This window comes from Flavobacterium sp. ASV13, from assembly GCF_000745775.1.
GTDB lineage: Bacteria > Bacteroidota > Bacteroidia > Flavobacteriales > Flavobacteriaceae > Flavobacterium.
Window position 1 is genome coordinate 378,042 of sequence record NZ_JQJY01000001.1, and the last position, 19,540, is coordinate 397,581.

The 19,540-nt window shown below is 33.5% G+C and carries 15 protein-coding genes; 2 read left to right on the forward strand and 13 right to left on the reverse strand.

Features of this window, described 5'->3' with window-relative positions:
- Nucleotides 1-31: 31 nt before the first annotated feature.
- From GQ47_RS01685 to GQ47_RS01715, 7 genes are all read right to left on the reverse strand, one after another.
- On the reverse strand, nt 32-463 hold the full coding sequence (locus tag GQ47_RS01685; protein WP_035644070.1) for a hypothetical protein: 432 nt from the start codon (nt 461-463) through the stop codon (nt 32-34).
- Between the two features lie 13 nt (nt 464-476).
- Nucleotides 477-4,670 carry a glycohydrolase toxin TNT-related protein gene (locus GQ47_RS01690; protein WP_035644073.1) on the reverse strand — a complete coding sequence of 1,398 codons (4,194 nt, stop codon included), beginning with the start codon at nt 4,668-4,670 and terminating at the stop codon, nt 477-479.
- Entirely contained in the window at nt 4,671-6,845 is a 2,175-nt protein-coding gene (locus GQ47_RS01695) for an FG-GAP-like repeat-containing protein (RefSeq protein ID WP_081909297.1), read from the reverse strand.
- An 8-nt stretch (nt 6,846-6,853) separates the two neighbouring features.
- The gene (locus tag GQ47_RS01700) at nt 6,854-7,309 is read right to left on the reverse strand and encodes a T9SS type A sorting domain-containing protein (protein ID WP_035644077.1); all 456 of its coding nucleotides are present in this window, start codon (nt 7,307-7,309) and stop codon (nt 6,854-6,856) included.
- Nucleotides 7,309-8,262 (reverse strand): hypothetical protein, encoded by a 954-nt coding sequence (locus tag GQ47_RS22755; RefSeq protein WP_051951282.1) that lies wholly within the window; start codon nt 8,260-8,262, stop codon nt 7,309-7,311. Before GQ47_RS22755 ends, GQ47_RS01700 begins: the two co-directional genes overlap by 1 nt.
- A 129-nt stretch (nt 8,263-8,391) precedes the next feature.
- Nucleotides 8,392-9,195 carry a hypothetical protein gene (locus tag GQ47_RS22760; RefSeq protein ID WP_051951284.1) on the reverse strand — a complete coding sequence of 268 codons (804 nt, stop codon included), beginning with the start codon at nt 9,193-9,195 and terminating at the stop codon, nt 8,392-8,394.
- Between the two features lie 1,041 nt (nt 9,196-10,236).
- Nucleotides 10,237-10,578 carry a helix-turn-helix domain-containing protein gene (locus GQ47_RS01715; protein WP_035644079.1) on the reverse strand — a complete coding sequence of 114 codons (342 nt, stop codon included), beginning with the start codon at nt 10,576-10,578 and terminating at the stop codon, nt 10,237-10,239.
- 571 nt (nt 10,579-11,149) lie between these two features.
- Here GQ47_RS01715 and GQ47_RS01720 point away from each other — a divergent pair.
- The gene (locus GQ47_RS01720; RefSeq protein ID WP_035644081.1) at nt 11,150-11,329 is read left to right on the forward strand and encodes a hypothetical protein; all 180 of its coding nucleotides are present in this window, start codon (nt 11,150-11,152) and stop codon (nt 11,327-11,329) included.
- 580 nt (nt 11,330-11,909) lie between these two features.
- On the opposite strand, the gene GQ47_RS01725 is transcribed toward GQ47_RS01720, so the two are convergent.
- A complete protein-coding gene (locus GQ47_RS01725) occupies nt 11,910-12,491 on the reverse strand; it encodes a Crp/Fnr family transcriptional regulator (RefSeq protein WP_152560979.1) in 582 nt (193 codons plus the stop codon).
- Nucleotides 12,492-12,706: 215 nt separating this feature from the next.
- Here GQ47_RS01725 and GQ47_RS01730 point away from each other — a divergent pair, with 215 nt between their 5' ends.
- Nucleotides 12,707-13,441: an SDR family oxidoreductase gene (locus GQ47_RS01730; RefSeq protein ID WP_035644083.1), complete on the forward strand. Its 735-nt coding sequence runs from the start codon at nt 12,707-12,709 to the stop codon at nt 13,439-13,441.
- A 40-nt stretch (nt 13,442-13,481) separates the two neighbouring features.
- Here the strand turns inward: GQ47_RS01730 and GQ47_RS23050 are convergent, their stop codons facing one another.
- The 5 genes from GQ47_RS23050 to GQ47_RS01750 form a co-directional block, all read right to left on the reverse strand.
- Nucleotides 13,482-13,655, reverse strand: a complete 174-nt coding sequence (locus tag GQ47_RS23050) for a DUF2867 domain-containing protein (RefSeq protein WP_371199613.1) — start codon at nt 13,653-13,655, stop codon at nt 13,482-13,484.
- 268 nt (nt 13,656-13,923) lie between these two features.
- Nucleotides 13,924-14,829, reverse strand: coding sequence for a carbohydrate kinase family protein (locus GQ47_RS01735; protein WP_035644085.1), 906 nt, complete (start codon nt 14,827-14,829; stop codon nt 13,924-13,926).
- A gap of 23 nt (nt 14,830-14,852) precedes the next feature.
- A complete protein-coding gene (locus GQ47_RS01740; RefSeq protein WP_035644086.1) occupies nt 14,853-16,409 on the reverse strand; it encodes a glycoside hydrolase family 32 protein in 1,557 nt (518 codons plus the stop codon).
- 21 nt (nt 16,410-16,430) lie between these two features.
- Nucleotides 16,431-17,828 (reverse strand): DUF4960 domain-containing protein, encoded by a 1,398-nt coding sequence (locus GQ47_RS01745; protein ID WP_035644087.1) that lies wholly within the window; start codon nt 17,826-17,828, stop codon nt 16,431-16,433.
- A gap of 19 nt (nt 17,829-17,847) precedes the next feature.
- Nucleotides 17,848-19,539 carry a RagB/SusD family nutrient uptake outer membrane protein gene (locus GQ47_RS01750; protein WP_035644089.1) on the reverse strand — a complete coding sequence of 564 codons (1,692 nt, stop codon included), beginning with the start codon at nt 19,537-19,539 and terminating at the stop codon, nt 17,848-17,850.
- Between the last annotated feature and the right edge of the window lies 1 nt (nt 19,540).

Here is a 19,540-nt window from a genome sequence, read left to right on the forward strand (position 1 = left end):
CCTTTACCTGTAAAGGAGAGAATAAATATGGCTAAATAATACTATATTTTCGCTTTAAATCATCAATTTTATAGAAATCACAACCAACTATAAAAATTCGAGTTAGTTTATTTCTTCCAAATGATGGCACTTCATCACTCCAAAACTCTACATTCCTATTATTAAGATCTATAACTAAGTTTTTGATTAAAAGCAAATCATCCGAATAAATTAAAAAATGGCTTTTCGCAAATTTATCATTAATAATTTGATCAAAAGCAAATTTTGCTGCCTCACTTTCAGTTTGAAAATATTTTAAAACATCCCTATTTCCTTTTTCAATATAGTACCATGCAAATAATTCCCCCCATTTTTCAATTCCAAAACCATCATGAGTTGGTGAAATTCCTATTCCATACAAAGTCATGTTAAAGCAATGGTCCAACATAAATTTCTTAAGTTCATCTAAGCTTTCAATTTTCATCTACAAAAAACATTTAATTTGTTAATTTTAAAATATATCCAAATTCTTGTAAATATTTAGCATTAGTAGGTGCTAAATATTGTGTTCCTGTCCCTACTTGATAAAACGCTGGAGCAACAACTGAACTTTCAACGGGAAATGGTTTTAACACTTCAAAGACATTATAATTCCCTGTATTACCTGGAGGTAGAGCCCTAAATTGCATAGGTGTCCCCTCTGGAGAAAAAAAGCTACCATAGTCACTACCAAATCTGTCAATTCTAAGACCTTTTTCTAAAATTATTACTTCGGTGGTACCTTGCATGGCACCATTGTTTTGTGGATGATAATTAGCGATTTTATTAAATTCAGGTCTATTTGACAAATCAACATATCCCTTATTAACATCAATATTACTTGATACATTATTTTGAGAAGTTGGTGATGTTGCAGTTTCAGTAGTACTTGAAATTTTATAATCACCGGTTTTTATATCATTACTACCCTCTACTTTTGCTAGACCAGCTGGCTGTATTGTAATTGGTGGCACGGCTACTTTAGGAGTAGTTCCTAACCAAAATGTCTTTCCATTTAATAACGCAACACTTCCATTTATCAAACCTCCAGTCACTGCCGCAAAAACTATCCCTTTTATCATGTCTTTTCCAGACATTAAAGGATCTCCAAAAAAGGCATTATTTCCTAAACTTAATATTTGGGATGAATATATTGCACCAACACCTCCGCTAAACGCTCCGGCGGCAAAACCGCCCGCACCAGCACTTGCACCTCCTGCCAAACCAAACGCCGCTCCTCCAGTTGCTGCTCCAACAGCACCAGCGACTGCCCCTACTCCAAAGGCTTTCAGCCCTTCCATATCCAATCTAAAGCCATGAACCCCCCAATTGATCACTCCGCCTATGACTGCACCTATTACAATGTGAATCCATTCACCACTTGCATCTGTATATCTAAGCGGATTGTTCCAACAATACCCATAACGATTATAATTCTGGGTATTAAAAGGATCCTGTACAAAATTATCAGGCTGAAGAAAACGGTGCAATTTCGGGTCGTACAAACGACCGTTCATATGTACAATCCCAACGCTTTGCAAATGTTCATGACCAGTGTAACCGCGATCCAGAATTGTTAATCCTGAAAGTGTATTTCCAGCACCATCTTGTACTTTTAATATATCGCCCCAAGCATCAAAAAGTCGCTTCTCAACAACTGCCCCTGTTTGATTGACAATAGCCGTGATAGTTCCTTGATAATCTCGCAACAAATATAAATAATTTTGTGACGTGACGTTATCTTTAAAGACTAATGGGGCGCTGTAGCCATCACCTCCAATATAGAACAGAAATTCAACTGCTCCTGAGTTGTTTTGTTTTACTTCTATTGTTCCATCTGCGGCGTAATATTTTTTGAACTGTCTCTGCAATTTATCATCCTGTAGTCCACCATAAAACATCGCACTACGGTTATTACTATCATTATAAGTAAAGCTAACCTTGTCAGCACCAACTTCTTCAATCTGCACAGGACTTTTGAAGGCATTATAAGTCACATTTAACGTTGGCTTTCCCGTATAGTAACTTAAGGCATTTGGTGTAACATCTATTGAAGTATTCTGATAAGGTTTGGTATTTGAATAATTATATACCCCAACATTATTTTGCGTAATTCTCCCCCTCTCATCGTAGGATTGCGTTTGCTGATTTCCAACCGAATTAGTATATTCTATCAGACGATCTAATGAATCATACTTAAAAGTCTCGCTTCTGTTGAACAAATTATTTGTACGGCTTGTCAAATTTCCTTTCTGAGCATCAAAAACAGTCCCTAGAGTTAAAACATTTGTTGTCGGAGTTGCAGCCAAATCATATTTAAATTCAGAGACATAATTATAATTATCATATGAATTTGTAATTTTTATGGGACCATTTAAAGCTGTCAATATATTCCCTTTAGCATTCAAGGTATTAGTTTGCCATAAAACCGAACCTGTAATACCATCTAAAATCTGCCAATGTGAACCGTTATTGTAAGTATTGCTTATTTTTTTTGAGCTAGATTTCCCTGCAGCCTCTGCTGTTGAAGTCTCAGTGTAAATTCTTCCAAATGCGTCATAAGTCAAATCTTTTGTAAATTTAGCATAAGGCGTTGTTTCGATTTTTTTATTGATTCTCTTAGAACTATCATAACCATAATCTTCCGTTATAGTCGTTCCATTTAAAAAATCTTCAAATGTGGTACCTATCAATAATTTTGTATCTCCATCATAAACATATGTAGTTTTCGAATTATTAACAGCACCACCAACTATAGTCTTTTCCTTTAACTTGCCAACTTCATCTAATAGATATGAGGTAGTTCCATTTGGAGTTGTTTCTTTTACAATTTCGCCGAAATCATTATATTCATAACTGTATGTCCCTGCCGAAGAATCTACTAATTTAGTTTTTCTTCCCCAGCCATCTTGTGTTATTGTGGTCTTTACACCTCCAAAATCAGATTCCCTTAATTTTCCGTTAGCAAAATATTTATAAGTAACCGTTCCTCCTGGAGTATCAGTCATAGAGGTGATATTCCCTATAGCATCCTTTATAACAATTTTTCTTTTAGAGCCTTCCTTAATAGTTACAATTGTACTAGCAGGAGTGTATTCATTGTCAACAATTTTTCCGTTAAAAGAAATGCTTTTCGTTATTCTACCATATACATCATATTGAATTTCGTTAAATTGTGAAGTGCTACTTCCAAAATAGGGCTCGCTGATTTTATAATTTCTATCATATATATCATATAAATAATCAACAGATGAGAAATTGCCCGCTACATCTTTAGTCTTTGTCTTGACTTTCCTTCCTAAATCATCAAAAGTCTCTTCAATGCTGCTGTTGTCATCACCATTATTAGTTATTATGCTTTTTTCAGAGCTCCGCGTATAAACATAACTATTACTCTTTCCTAAATAATCGATCGTTTTAGTTTTTTTGAACCACTTGTCATATTCATAAGTTGTTGTCAATCTATTTTGATTAGTTTCCGAATTTAGAACTCCTGAACTTAAATTATAGTCAAACGTTTTAAACAACCCTTCAACATCAATATTCTTCGTTAAAAACCTACCTGATAAATCATATTCATAACTTGTGACTCTGGGAGTCAAACCTTGAGCTGTTATAGTTTTCCGTGTAATATTGCCAAAATTATCATAATCATTTTTTTCAGTTATTGTTGATGTTCCAGTACCTGATTTTTCAATAATTGTTAGGAGCTGATTACCATTATAGGTATAAACTTCCTTATTTGACATACTGTCTCCATTTACAGAAACATTCTGAGTTTTGGAACTTGGTCGTCCCAAAATGTATGGAGATATCGTAGGTGTTTGATAAACGATATCGGAAATACTAGTTTGGACAACTGTAGAACCTTCTTTAGCGAGAATTTTAGCGTTAGTTACATTATTATAATCATCATAAGTATTGATAGTTTCATTGCTAGTCCCTTCCAAATTATTAAATTGATTTATTACAGTATTCTGCAACTTAAAAACCTTATTAGGTAATAAATTGCTTTCATAAGTAAGGATTGATTTTGTAATAAAATCTGTAGGGGTATTTGTTGAATTGTTTGATTCTTCAACTATTTTAGCTGAAAATGTACTTCCTGCTTGAATGATAGTATTTGGCTTTAAAACAATTCTTTGTGTAGCAACTAAATTATCTGAAGTAGCGACCGTATAATTTTCTTTTGTGATTATTCTTGAAATCGGATTTGTCATTGGAAATAATGGATCATGATAACCAAGAACACTGTAATTTTCAATATTTGCACCACGCTGAGAAATATCAAACCTGGACACATTAGAAATCATTTTAGACTCATCAGCATACCAGTCAGTTTTCATCGTAGATCGAAAACCAATAAAACCTATTCCCTCCGTATTTGAGACTGCTCCTAAATACCTGAAAATTTGTTTTTTATATTGACCAACGCTTTGCTGCTCCAACTTTGTCACAATTTTAAAATTTGGCGCAGCAACAATATCAATATTTGGAAACGTTTCCGTAAACATCGTTGGTGTATAAAATGGTTCATATTGATCTTGTATTAATGGACTATAAGTAATTGTTTGCATTACTCCATTTCCATCGGTTACTTTTTTCAGCAAACCTTTTAGGCTGAAATCATCCTGAGAATCAAAAGTGTACATTTAATTATCGCTTATTACACCAACTGACAAATACTGGTTGTTTGTTTTTGGTGATAAAAACACTGGAACAGGATAGCTTTTAAATGTCGCCGATGGAGTTGTCTGATAAGTTGGTATTGCTGTCGCCGTAAACGAAGAGTTAGTATTTTTAAATACATTTACCATTGTACCTCCCGTATTCATGGGCTTCCCATAAATTGATCTAAATTGAATAATATCCGTTTTACCGTCAGCATCTATATCCAAAGGAATCAAATCACATGTATAAATAGCTTGAGTATCCTCGCTTGTTCCCATATTTGCGAAGGCATAAGCTTGCGGAATCTTGACAAATCCATCCCCCTTAGATAAATATTTAATATAATCATAAGCAAACTGGCCAAAACTTTTAGTTATAATAAAATCCATTTTTCCATCCCCATTGTAATCACCTGGCAAGATTGACTGGCTAATTTTAATATCTAAATCCGGTGTCTGCCATAACAATCTCAACTGATTATTATTATCAAGATCATAAACATATACTTTTCCATTTTTAAAATGAAGAATATCTGTCTTTCCGTCGCCATTTACATCAAATGTTTCAATTTTGCTGTCATAGCTTAAAAAACTTTCTTGCAATGTTCCAGCAAAATTTACAAAATTCACTGCTTTTCTTCTATCCAAATCAACAAAATATATTTGGCCAGTTGTATTAGTAGAATAAATAAATTCATCTGGTCCCCCATAAGGATCGGGCTGACAAAAGAGTTCCTGCACATCTTGATCTAATGCTATAACATCTGTCAGACCATCACCGTTAAAATCCCCATTGAAGTATAATTTAGCCTGCGATTGATTAATTGAAGAATTGCAGTTAGAAATCCATCTTTCAGGGAAATAAGCCTTTTTCAATTGATCTGGCCCCATCCCTTGTGATATAATATTATATGTTGTGAAATTTACAGCATCAGAACCCGTATCTGGCTGTGCAATAGTCACACCTTGAGAATAATACTGTTTATTATTGCTAGTCAATCCTGTCGAAGCAAAAATTGCTGAAAAATAACCACATGATATTTTAGATGGTACAACTAAAGAGTTTTTTCCGACATTGGTAAAAAGCCAAAAATCTTTTTTTGCGTTTATACCTGTTGTAGGATATAAAATGAAATCCATTTTCGCATCTCCATCAAAATCACCTGATACAACTGCAGAATTTAATGAGTTAATATTTCCTAATGCAGTTTGAGAAGTACTAGCTTTAGGTAAAATAGTTTCAGAACTCATTCCATATTCAAATGAGATAGGATTGTAGCTTTTTGATAAATCACCGCTTTTTTCCGTAATATGGTCCAATTGCTGATAGTTCTCTGAAGTCGTTTTATAATCGAAATAATAATTTCTATATCCTATTCCATTTCCTAAAACATTAATATTTAAAAGTTTTTTAGTTTTTGTAAAACTTTCTCCTCCAATATATGCTTGCTCTGGTCTAAGCCTAGCATCATAATTAAAATTGATTTCATTAATTGGAGCTGTTGTGGTTAAAGTTCCATATTTTATAGATGCTATATCCAGTACATTATTACTCTGTGTATAATTATAAGAAATTCGCACGCCTTGCGCACTTTCCCAATACGTAATTGCCCAATCCGTAAGTGATCTTGAATCTGATGAATTTCCATAGTAGGCTTTTGAGCCATCAGGATATTCAACTAAAAAATATGCCGGTCCGTAACTAGCCCCATTTGGATGAACGCCAAAAGAGGAAATTTTAACATTTGAAAAATTTTCGGTTTCATATATTGTATTATTTGCTCCATAAATCCCAGCAGTACCATTTTTCACAATAAGTCGCTGTCCGTTAAAAGCAAACCTATCAAGATTATCAAAATCAACCGGATCAATGATTCCATCATGAAACTTAGTAGAGGCAATACGCCCAATTGTTGACAATCCACCAATATTCCATCCATACCCAGCGACACCATTCCCTGCTTGACTGCTATAACAAATGTTTATTTGAGGTACAATTCCATTTATACCGGGTGGGACGGCGATTGGAATTGTATAATTTGCGGCACCAGACAAAGAAACTGATAATTCCCCTGGAGTACTGCCGACTTCTGTTGATTGTGCCGACAAGAATAAATGAAAACTTATAGATATAAGAAAAAAGTAAAATCGTTTCATATAGGAGTCTATTGCTTAATAATTTTAATAGTTTTTTCATCTCCGTTTTTATATCTAAGAGCCACTAGATAAACTCCTCTAGGGTAATCTCCAAAAAAGATGGTCTGATTATCTGTGTTATCTGTATTGGATAATGTCTGTAAAATCTGGCCTGACATTCCATAAACTATAATTGAGAACACCTTGTTGTCGTTTATTAACTGCCATCTCAAATACAGTTCTTCTTTCACAGGATTCGGATAATATGAGACGACATCTTCTTCAGAAAATTTAAGCATATCTTCCTCTGTTATGGCTTCAATTTCTTTTATTTCTTTGGCAGGCTTTGAACTAGGAGTACATCCGCTTAGGCATAAAACACGGGTAATTTGATTTCCCGCTGAGTCATATCCGAAAGTTATTTTTTGTTGTGCGTTTGCTAAAAAAAAAATTCCAAACAATAAGAGAGTAATTATTTTTTTCATTAAATTTTTGATTTAATATTTTTTATTTCTTGTTTTAATTCTTCAATAGTTTTATTCTGTTCAATCATATATAAGGTAAGCTCTTCGATTTTCTGAAGAAGTTTGGAATTCATTTCTCCTAGATTAATTCCATTTTTCAAAACTTCTTCTTCACTTGGAATATTTTCTAAATGACCTTTTTCCGTAATATGTTTTTCGACTTCTTGAAGTGTTGGTAAAACGTAATCTTTTTTGAATACAAAATCAGACCAACCATTCATGTCTACTTTTACTTCTTTGGAATGAATGGTTCCATTGACGTCTAGTTTATTCGTTGGATTTGTAATTCCAATACCAACATACCCACTATTTGACATAACGGTTAAATGTGGAGAAAAGGCACCTGTTCCGCTTAATCCTCTACCCAATTGAATGTATTGTTCGGAAACATTATTAGACGAATTTACTTTTATCGCTCCACCACTACCATAATTGTAATTATCTCCTCTTAAAATACCTGAACCATTATTATTAATTATTATATCTCCTCCATTTACATGAAACTTAGCATTAGGAGCATTATTTCCTATACCAACATTTCCGTTATTTAAAATATTTAAAAAGTCAGTTGAATTATATCGTAAACTAAACATGTAATTATTTACAGCAGGATACCTAATAAGAGTCCATTGTCCAATTCCAGTTCCAGCACTACCATTAACAGCACCTAAAGCAATACTAGAATAATCACTCGTGAGAGATGGAAGTAATCTTAAATTTTCGTCATAATTTGAATTTGAAGATTGAATTTTTACTGTCCCTAAAACATCTAATTTAGTAGATGGAGTACTAGTTCCAATCCCTATGTTATTATTTCCCGATGCTCCTTGAATAGTACCTGAAGGAGTATAAATTTGTGCGTTAACTGATACAGTTAAAATTAGTGAAACGATAAAAATCAGCTTATTTTTCATAATTTGTAGTGTTATTTATTTGAGATTCAATTTTAGAAAGACGTTCAAATATTTCTTCAAAATTTTTGTTTTTCTTTTTCAATGATTCGATTTCTTCAGATTGTGAAGAATTTTTCTTCTCTTGATGTATTATATATAAAGTAGCTCTTCATTTTTTTGCAAAAGTTTAGAATTCATTTCTCCCAAATTAATACCGTTTTTCAAAACTTCCTTTTCACTTGGAATATTCTCTAAATGACCTTTTTCAGCGATATGTTTTTCTACTTCTTGAAGTGTTGGTAAAGCGTAATGCTTTTTAAATACAAAATCAGACCAGCCGTTCATATCTACTTTTACTTCTTTAGAGTGGATTGTTCCGTTTACTTCTAGTTTATTTGCTGGGTTTATCGTTCCAATTCCAATATTACCGCCTAAGGGGTTTAATGATATATCATAAGCCTTTGTACTTCCATCGCTTGTTTGACTTTTAATCCAATATGCTCCATTATTATAAAACCCTGATTGCATACCATAGGAATTATTAGAGCCATCAGCTGAAATATTAAATCCTCCAATCAAAGAACCTAATACTGGAGTACTGTTTCCTAAACTAGAAATATTTCTTTTACCAATAACATCTAATTTACTTATTGGTGAAGTTGTTCCTATACCTACATTACCTGTGCCATTTGGCAAAATAGCAATAGAAGTATTAGATGAAGATCCTTCCAGTGTAATTAAACTTGTACCATAACTTAAATTTCCTATACTGTTTATACCATTGCCAAATCTAACTACTCCGTCTACTTCCAATTTGGCATTTGGTGTGCTTGTTCCAATACCCACATTAGAATTAGTCGATATACCCTGAATTACACCACCCGGAGTATATAACTGAGCATTTAAAAATGTCACAAATAAGATTGGTGTTAAGAAAGCTAATTTTATTTTCATGCTAATTTTATTTTAATTTGTCTTCGATATATTAATTTCTTTCAAATATGAGTTTGAAATGATGAACTATCTATCAGAATAAATCTAAAATCTACTGTTTTCTGTACATCAATTAGGTAATCTGAATGGATTCCTCCATATGATTTTTCGCAAAGAATATCTTGATAGGTAATAAGAGTAAGAAAAGAGAACTAATTAAGTAAAGTTTTTTCATATGCAATTTAATATAGAATTGATAAAATTTAATTTTGAGTGCAAAACTACAATAGACAATTGTTAAAATTTTACGGAAAACCTCATTCTTAGTTTTACTTTCTTGTTTGCCCAATAAATACTGACGAACTTTATTTTTTAAAAGTAAAAAACCTCCAAAATCAAAATTAATTCTGGAGGTTTCATATAGTCGAAGTGGAAATTCCAATAATATTAAATTTAAATAATTTAGGTATTGAAATCTTTAGATCATCCAGAAAAAGGTTCGAGAATTATCCAATTAGAGCTATAAGTATATTATTATAACCAGTTTAATTTACCTTATACTTTATCTTTATAACTAATTATAAAATTTTGTAAGTGTACCTATTGGTGTCCCTATTCTCTAAAAAACATTTATGAAAGTCTAATATCATTGGGATTAAAATAAAGGCAACGGAGTTTTTTTCTCATCAAAGTATGATTTAGTAATAAAAAGAAGAGTTTGTCTGTAGTTTGTAATAAATTAATAATAAAAATTATTATAATAAAATTTAATTGATTTGTATCAACCTCTGGGTTAATGTGTTCTTAAAAATATACTTCTACAAATTGACAAAATACGGTCATTCGATTGAAAATTCTAAAAAAGTTTATTTGTGTTATTTTGTGATATTTTGTTCAGATTAGTACTTTATTGTACCTCATAATCTGTTAGGCCCAGTAAACACTGGACTGCTAATTTCTGCATCGAAAAGAGGCACATCTGCAAGAAAAATTTCAAAACAATATCAAATAACCTTAGACAATACCATTCGTAATTTCTATTGTTATATCTAATATGAAACTTTACCTACCTGATTGTTTAATATTGATATTTGATTCAACGTCACGCTGAATCTCAGATATAGTTCTAATACGTCCGGATTTGATCCAATCCAGTAATTCTGTCCGATAGAAATACACACGCTTCCCTTGCTTATTTGCCAGAATCTCATTCTTGCAAACCTTAGTATAATATAGTACGACAGACAATTTTAATATTTTTGCTGCGTCAGAAACAGTAAGAAGCTCATCTCGCTCTAAACTATTGCTTAATTTGTATTCTTGTAAAAGCTTTTCAATATTTTCATTTTTCACAAATAATTCCCCAATTAGATTAGGTAGATCTTCAAATTTATATGATACCATACTTCAAATATTTAATGATTTTAAGTTAATTTCAATTCGAGTATCAAATTTATATAACCTAAAATGAATCAGATAAAAAATTTTATAGACTCTAAATTATTTATAATCAAATTTTTTATTAACTAGCTAATTATATTTTTTTAATAATCTTAAATTTTGAATATGAACAACACTATCTACAAGAAGCTAATCATTTGTGAAAAATTAGAAATCTGACGATAAAACATATTTTAACATTTAACCTCTACGATACATACAAACCGCTCCTGAATCAAAATACAAAATAATTATCTTACAAATTCACTTGAAAATAAGCCAATTTCTTTAAATCTTGCATAAAATGATTTGGATTTTGTATCGTAGAGGTCACTCTTAAAGAAACGTTAAAACATTAGTTTTAGCGTTTTTTTTTATGCCTTGTTCACATAATTTAACCCACTTTAACTTATAAAAACAAACGGTTTGTAAATCCAGTTAAGTTAACTCTACAGTATACAAACCATCTTTAAAACTCTGTAAACATTGATATTATAAAAAATCATTACCTTCATCTTAACATTAATTTAAGTTTATGGAAATTGAAGAAGAAAAATATAGAGGAAAAATTACAGCTAATAAAGCTCAAAAAATGCTTAGTGATGAAGGAAAGAATGTTACTCTGGAAGAAGCAGAAGAGATTTTAGAATTTCTACAAAAAATCGCATATGTTCAAGTAAGAAAATTTCTAAACGAAAAAGATGAAGATACGTAATCCCAAAATTGACTTGATATCCAAAAAAAGACTAATAGAAGATAAAATATAAACAGAGTATTAATTTGAATTTGGTGCAGAATCGGTGCATTAGTTCAAAACACTGAATAAAAGCAATTTATAAGCTTTAGTTTGAATCATTACTAAAAAAAATCCTATATATCTTCGTTCTAATTCACTACGTTCTTGCTTTACATACTCGAATATTACAAATTAAAAAACAGCCAATTCGACCAAAAGTTAATTTCACTCCCAGAAATTAACTTTTCGGTTATGAACAAAATAAAATACTTTGAGATACAATTAAGATACAAATTAATAGATCATTACCAAGGGCAGAAGCGATACTTTGAGTTTTATGGCAGAATCGTGGCGCATAACTCTTCACATGACACTTAATTCCTTAAAATCAAACTCTTCTCTACCTATATTCGAATAACAGAGCGTCCCTCTTCAAAATTAAAAACAATTAAATTATTCAAAAAAAATAGGTAGACTACTATTCTTATTGAGTATTTATAGATTTGTTGTTCTAATGATGCAAAAAAATGGTTTATTTCTCTTTTATGAGGTGACTATTTTACTTAATATTCCTTCGAATTCTGCTCAGAGATTGTGGTGTTATTTCAAGATATGAAGCAATGTCACTTAGCGATACACGAGATGCAATATCAGGCTGCTGCTCCTTAAATTTTCTATATTTAGTTGTCGAATCATGTCCCAAATAACTATTCCGGATCAGAATCTTGTCTAAAAGAGTTTGCTGAATAGTTTGTGCTATAATTGATTCAATAGCAGGAATCTTTAAATAAAGTACTTCCAGTTGTTTTTTTGAAATTCTAAAAACCCGGGTATCACAAGCTGCCTGGATGCTTTCTGTAGCAATTGTCCCATTCTTGAAATTGTTTAAAATCGTGCAAAATTGATTTTCTTTTAAAAAGAAGTGGGTCACATTATTACCTTTTTCATTATGGACTAAAATTCTGAGGATACCCGAACTGATAAAGAATAATTCATCTGGTACATGCCCAGAATGAAAAAGATAATCTCCTTCCTTATGGCTGCTTTCCATAAAATATTCTGAAATTAATTCTTTTTCAATTTCTTCAAATACATGATACTGCTGCAAAAAAGAAATGAGGCTATTAGTTATGACCGGCATGTTGATCCAAATTAGTTAGGCAATCAAAATTATAACTTAATTTTGAATAATACCTGACAAAAAACCCGATTCGTTTTTACCATTTGTTAAGTGTCGTAAGTTTTATTTTCAGGAGATTTGCAATCATAATTAAATAACGGGAATTAAAGAAATATCGATAATGCCAATTGCTCTTTTTAATTATTACTAATCTCCATTTATCTAAATTTAATTTTATGAATACAAATTTAAAAACCCTTTCAGGTAAGAAAATCATTTTATTGGGCGCCAGTTCCGGCATTGGATTAGCTACTGCTATCGCTGCTTCGCAAGAGGGAGCAAAAGTTATTATAGTATCTAGTAACCAGGATCGCATCAATGATGCTCTAAGTCAGCTACCTAAAAATTCAGAAGGCTTTGCTATAGATTTAAGCAAGGAGGATAATATTGAAAGCTTCTTTACGAAAATTGGAAATTTTGACCATTTGGTTTATACAGCTGGTGAGAATCTTCAATTAAAACTTATTAGTGAAACTGATATTGATACGACAAAATCTTTTTTTGACCTGCGTTTCTGGAGTTCGGTTGCGGCGGTAAAATATGCTACGCCTTTTATAAATCAGGGTGGTTCTATTTCCCTGACTAGTGGAACCGCCAATGCACGTCCGGGAGCAGGATGGTCAGTGGCTTCGGCCATATGCGGAGCCATGGAGGCTTTTGTAAGGGCTATGGCTGTTGAATTAGCACCTATTCGGGTTAATTGTGTAGTGCCGGGTGTTTTAAAAAGTAATTTGTGGGATGCAATGTCCGAAGCCGATCGCGAGGATATGTATAGGTATTATGCAGATACTCTCCTCCTGAGAAGAGTGGGAGAAACTGAAGATGTTGCCGAAGGATTTTTATATCTGATGAAACAACAGCACGGAACAGGACAAAGCCTGGTTATCGATGGCGGGACATTGTTAATATGAAACAAAAAGCGAATTAAAAGCCGGTAATTACCGGCTTTTGTTAATAATAGCATAAAATGAAGCTTCCCATAAATTCTAATTTCAAACCGTTAAACGGCAAGACAGAATACCAGTATATTTTACCTATAAGTCCCAGTGGTTTAAAAGTAGCATCCTGATATAAGGTATTGTTGATTATTTTAAATTGCAGCCACGCTTCGCCCGAAAGTTTTATTTATGCATACAAAATCAGTTTACCTTCCTTCTTATTGGCTTATATTACTTTCCCGAAATCCAGTGCATATCCTGCATGTATTTGCTTCCAAATTTTATAATATTACGATAAAAGCCTAATATCTAAAAGATATCAGGCTTTACTTCAAAAAACAAATACTTAAATTAAGTAATTAAAAACTTAAACAAAATTCGAAAAACTTACAGTATTTAATAAAATTCGAATTTTAAAAACACATAACTCATATTCCATTTAAATTTCATAAAAGTTAAATTTTAATTTTTAACATCATTTTTTCAATTCTGGAAAACGAAATTTCAGGATTAGCTCCAGGAGATTCAGCCACTAATGCACCAACTGCACAAGCAAAATCAATTGAATACTGAGGGGCTTTTCCACTTAATAATGAAGCTATCAAAGCCGCCAGAAATGAATCTCCGGCACCTACGGTGTCAGCAACTTCAACAGGATATCCCTCATTTTCATAAAGTTGGCCTTCCCACATCAGCAAAGCTCCGTGTTTGCCCCTCGTTACACACATTCCCTTTACTTCGCTTTTTTCAGCTATAAAATTCATATTGTCTTTCAGACTTGTAAACGGCGAGGACATAGCAGCAGTAATTTCTAATAATTCCTCATCATTAAACTTTATAAAATCAGCTGATTGCATGAGGCGTTCCAGCATTTCATAAGAATAATGCGGTTTTCTTAAATTCACATCAAAAACCTTATAGACTTTTTTTTGCAGCATTTCTTCCAGTGAAAGCCTTGAAACGTTATCTCGGCAAACTAAACTGCCATAAATTAAAACATCCGCATTAGCAACTGAATTCCTCGCCAAATCATTCAATTCAATTTTATCCCATGCAGACGGGTAACTGATTTCATAACTTGCCGATCCGCGCTCATTTAAGGTTACGTTGACCAAACCAGTTGGAAAATCTTCAGAAACTACAATTGTATCCGTTTCAAGTCCCAGTTGTTTCACTTGCTCTTTTATTGCTCTCCCATCTTCATCATTGCCTACACAGCTTATCATAGCTACTTCGCAACCCAGCGTTTTCATTCTCAAGGCTACATTCAATGGTGCTCCGCCAATCTTTTTTTCATTGGCAAAAACATCCCAAAGTACCTCTCCGTATGCCACCGCCTTAAGGTTTTTTCCGTTATTCATTCTAAAATATTTTATTATTGTTCTTATTCAGGCTGGGTTATCTGAAGATTCGAGATTGTGCTCGTTTGTCCTTCAGCAATTAAACCCCATTTATTTTTGTCTCTTCCGTAAACGCGATTTGTGAGAGCTGCTTTTCCGTTTATGTAAACTATGACAACACTTCCTTCAGTAATTATTTCAACATCATATTTTACATTCGTCTGAAATGCAAATGGTAAACGGGTTACTTCCTGCGAAGCCGAATTATAACCGCTTATTTTACTATTAGCAATATCCAAAACCACTTTATAATAACTTCCTGTATCATTGGTATGAAAAACAAATCCAGTTGTTCCACTAGCTTTCGCTAAAGTAACTTCGGCTTTTATTTTGACTTTCTTTCCAACGCTTTTAAAAGTAACCATTGCTTTTTCTGTTTCTCCAGATAAAGAATAAGTTCCATTATTGGTTGTTGCATTAGATGAAATTGCATCTACTTCTGCAGTAGTATTCTTTTTCGAAAATAAATCCTTAACCGATTTCGGCGACTGAGTTCCTAAAGTTCCATCTGAATTCTGAATCAATTCATGGATAACCATATTCCCTGCCCAATCTTTATTTCCTAAATCATTATCAGGCGTTTTTCTGGCATTCCATCCAAAAACATATCTTTTATTTCCGTCAGAAGCCGTTTTTCCTGCGTAAAAGTATTCTCCATCAATTCTGTCATTTTCCGGTTTTGTCCATGGACCAGTTATTGATGATGAAATTCTGTAATGCGTTCCTTTATTGCCACTCCAATTCTCAGAAAAAATTAAATACCAATTGCTTCCCATTTTGAAAATATCCGCACATTCCATCATCAGATAATTATCTTCAGGCGTTGTGGTATAAATTGGAGCTTGAACATCCCATTTTCCTGATGCAGGATCAGCGCTTGTAAAATGTAACAAAACGGCTTTTCTTCCAGGTTCTGTTTGTGTACTCACTAACATTGAATATTTTTTCAATTCATCATTATAAAACACATGCGGATCTCTGAAATCATAGTTGTAATATCCCGCCGGAGCTGTAATTTTAAAAGATGGAACTTTTGTCCATTTTTTCAAATCGCTGCTGGTTGCACATAACACACTTTCTCTTGCATTCGACTGTGCAAAAGCCGGATTTTCATTGTGCCCTGTATAATAAAAATAATAAAGATTGCCCACTTTGACAACTGACCCGGTGCCAATGGCAAAATCCGGTTCAAGCGTTGTGCCATAAGGAATTGTTTGACCTTCATAAGTAAAATGGGCCAAATCTGTGCTCTGATATTCATGAATATCATGAAATCCTTTTCCCGCAGGTTTATTCTGCGCATCATGCAGAAAGTAAATGTGAAATTTTCCGTTATCGAAAAAAGGCATAATATCTCCGGTATAACCAGCACTGTAATATGGGTCGTTTGCACCCATCCATTGCGCGGGCGGAACAGGAAAAACACTTGTTATTTCAGAATTGCCTCCTGAAATCGAACCTCCTATATAATTTTCATCCTGACTGCACGAAGCCAGTGAAAAGAAGACAAAGGCGATTGTGATTATATTTCTATATTTCATTTTTATTAAATTCAAAGTGATTTATTTTGCCGCTAAATAATTGATACTATTTTGTGTCAGCAATTTAATGTTTGTAATAAACTCATTTGCCTGACTTGGCACTCCACTGCTGTTGGTTTCATTGTACCAATCGTAAGCTCCCATAGAAATTACAATTACATTTTTATTCGTACTTGTATTTGGGAATTCTGCAATTGTAACTCTTCCGTTCAATTCATTATCCCAGGCTTCACTTGCCAGATTGGTTCCTCCTGTTTGGTTTCTCCAACCTTCTCCATTATTGTATCCACCCCATTCTGGTAAAAACCACCATGCTGTATGATTTAATCTGAAAGTTCCGCTTTGCAATAAATTGGCTTTTCCGGATTCAAAAGTGGTTAGGCCTTGAAATATTGGGTGGCCTTCATGACCAACAAATGACATTCCCCATGAATTACCGTCTACAAATCCATTTGGAGGAAAATCACCAAAAACATTATTTGGTCCTTTTCCTGAAGGAACAATTCCTAAAGCATCAACATATTGCGAAGCAAAAGAAGTCAAAAGCAGGTTTCCTCCATTTGTTCTGAAATTTTTCAATGCATTTGTAACCGCAGGATTATAAGCTACAGAAGGTAAATTTGTAGCCGAATCAAAGTGCCACCAAATCACATCGATATCGCTTAAATCAGCACCGCTTTGTACACTTTCAAACGAAATATATTTAGCCCCCGGAAAATTATCAAACAGCCAGTTTGAAGCCGTAACTTCATCCATGTTTGTAATTCCCGATCTTGTAGCCGCAGTTCCTAAAAATGCAACTGTTAATCCTGTAACCGGAACTCCAACATTTGCTGTATAGTTAACGCTTTTGCCATTCGATGTTATTACAAAAGTGACTGCATTTGTAAAATCAATTGTTGCGCCCGAAACAGGTGAAATTATAACACCCGTTGTAACTTCGATTAGGGGTTTAAGCGCTCTTAAATCAGTATCTTCAGGCAAAGTCATATTAATAGTTTTATTAATATCGTTTACAGTAGCTGCAACACCATTTATCTTAAAACTCTTAATCGGACTTAAAACAGTTGTGGTTACTGTATAATCTTTATACAAATTTCCATTAACTACTCTGAATTTAATCGGATTTGTAAAATTCATTGCTGAATTTAATTCTGGATTGGACGTTGCTCCTTCTTCAAAAACAACTTCCGGCTTTATAGCTGTTATATCTGATCCGTAAGGCATTACAACAGTAATTTTTCCTGTTGTTTGATCAATGCTTCCTGAAACTCCGTTTAGTTTAAAAGAAAGTACATTTGAAGGCGAACTCACATCAAATCCGCCAGTTTCAAAATTATTTTCGCAGGCAGTAATCATAAAAATCATTGCCAGTATTATAGATACTTTGGTCCAATATTTATTTAAAGCTTTTTTCATATTGCTGATTCTTTAAGGATTAATAACCTGGATTTTGTTTGTACAATCCCTGACTGAAATTAATTTGTTTCAACGGAATTGGGCAATATTCTTCTTTATGCGCATCAAAAAAAGCATCCTGATAATAGGTACGTTTTGTTTTTTCTTTTGCATAAAAGTCATTCATAACCTGATCTGTAATTCCCCAGCGAACAAGGTCAAAAAATCGGCTTCCTTCCATAGCCAATTCTAAACGACGTTCCCAGCGTAAAGCTTTACGGGCAAAATCCTGGGTCCAATTGCAATTTACGCCATCTACATAGGTATTGATTTTGAAGTTTTTCACGTAAGGTAGTCTTCCTGTGCTTTGCGCTGCCCTTTCTCTGATTTGATTAATTAACGGCAAAGCTTCAGATTGTCTTCCTAATTCAATCAAGGCTTCGGCACGCATTAAAATCACATCAGCATAACGAATCTGAATTCTGTTTTTTGAATTTCCGTAAAAAGGATCAATATTTACAACACAACTGCAATTTGGGGCAACATTTTCCTTTAAAGAAGCAAAATAGCCATAGGTTCCCGGAGATCTTACCCAAGCTTCAACATACAGAAATTCAGGGTCATATTTATAAGGCAGACCTGGCATCGCAACCGTATGATACAATCTCGGATCAACAGTATTGGCGTCTATATTTTTATAATCAAAATCTTCATTGTTGTAAGTATCAAACTCTGGTAAACCATTTGCTCCAGTTTTAAAAGCATTTACTAAATTCTGACTTGGCTTATGAAAATCACAACAGCCTAAACCTTGTGGCGTTGAAAGAACGTCTGAGAAATTCAATCTTCCGTAAAGCGTTCCGTCATTATCAGAAAATTGGATTGAGAAAATAGATTCCGGCCCGTTTTCGTAAGTTCCAGGCAGGAAGTTGTTTGCAAAATCAGGTTCTAAAGAAGCTTTTCCAACTACTTTATCTGTTGCCGCGATCACTTCCTGTAGATGCTGCTGGTTTATACCTGTAACTTTGAATGTTTCATCCTGTGTGTACGCCTGATACAATCTTGTTTTTGCCAAATAAGCATAAGCCGCTTTTTTAGTGGCACGCCCCACCTGTGGCTGTGTATCTGGCAAATTATCTGCTGCAGCCTGAAAATCTTCAGCAATTTTATTCCAAAGTTCTTCGTTTGAAAGTGCTTTGTTTGAAATCGTTTTATAATCTTCTACCGGAATATCTTCTGTGATATAAGGTACATTTCTAAACATGATTTTCAGCATAAAATAAAAATGCCCTCTCAAGAAACGCATTTCAGCCATTCTCGTTTTCTTCAACGGATAATCTGCTTCTGAGAGCTGCTCTAAGGCTTTCAACGCTTTATTGGTTCTTGAAACACCTACATAACTGATGTACCAGAAATTATCCAGTTCTCCAAAATCCGGACGAATGTTATTTGAAACTTCAAAAAAGTGAAAATCCTGAATGTCATTTGTACCGCTTCCGCCTTTATAAGCATCATCTGAACGAACATTACCAAAAGGCCACAAACTGTACGGAGAATCATAATGATCATTTCCTAACTGTGCATACGCTGCATTCATAAATCCTTCAACCGACTGAGGCGTAACAATATCTTCTTCTGACAACACACCACGCGGATCATTTTCTAAAAAATCGGAACAGGAAGCCAAGAAACCCATCACTGCAAATCCTGCGATATATAATATTTTTTTCATT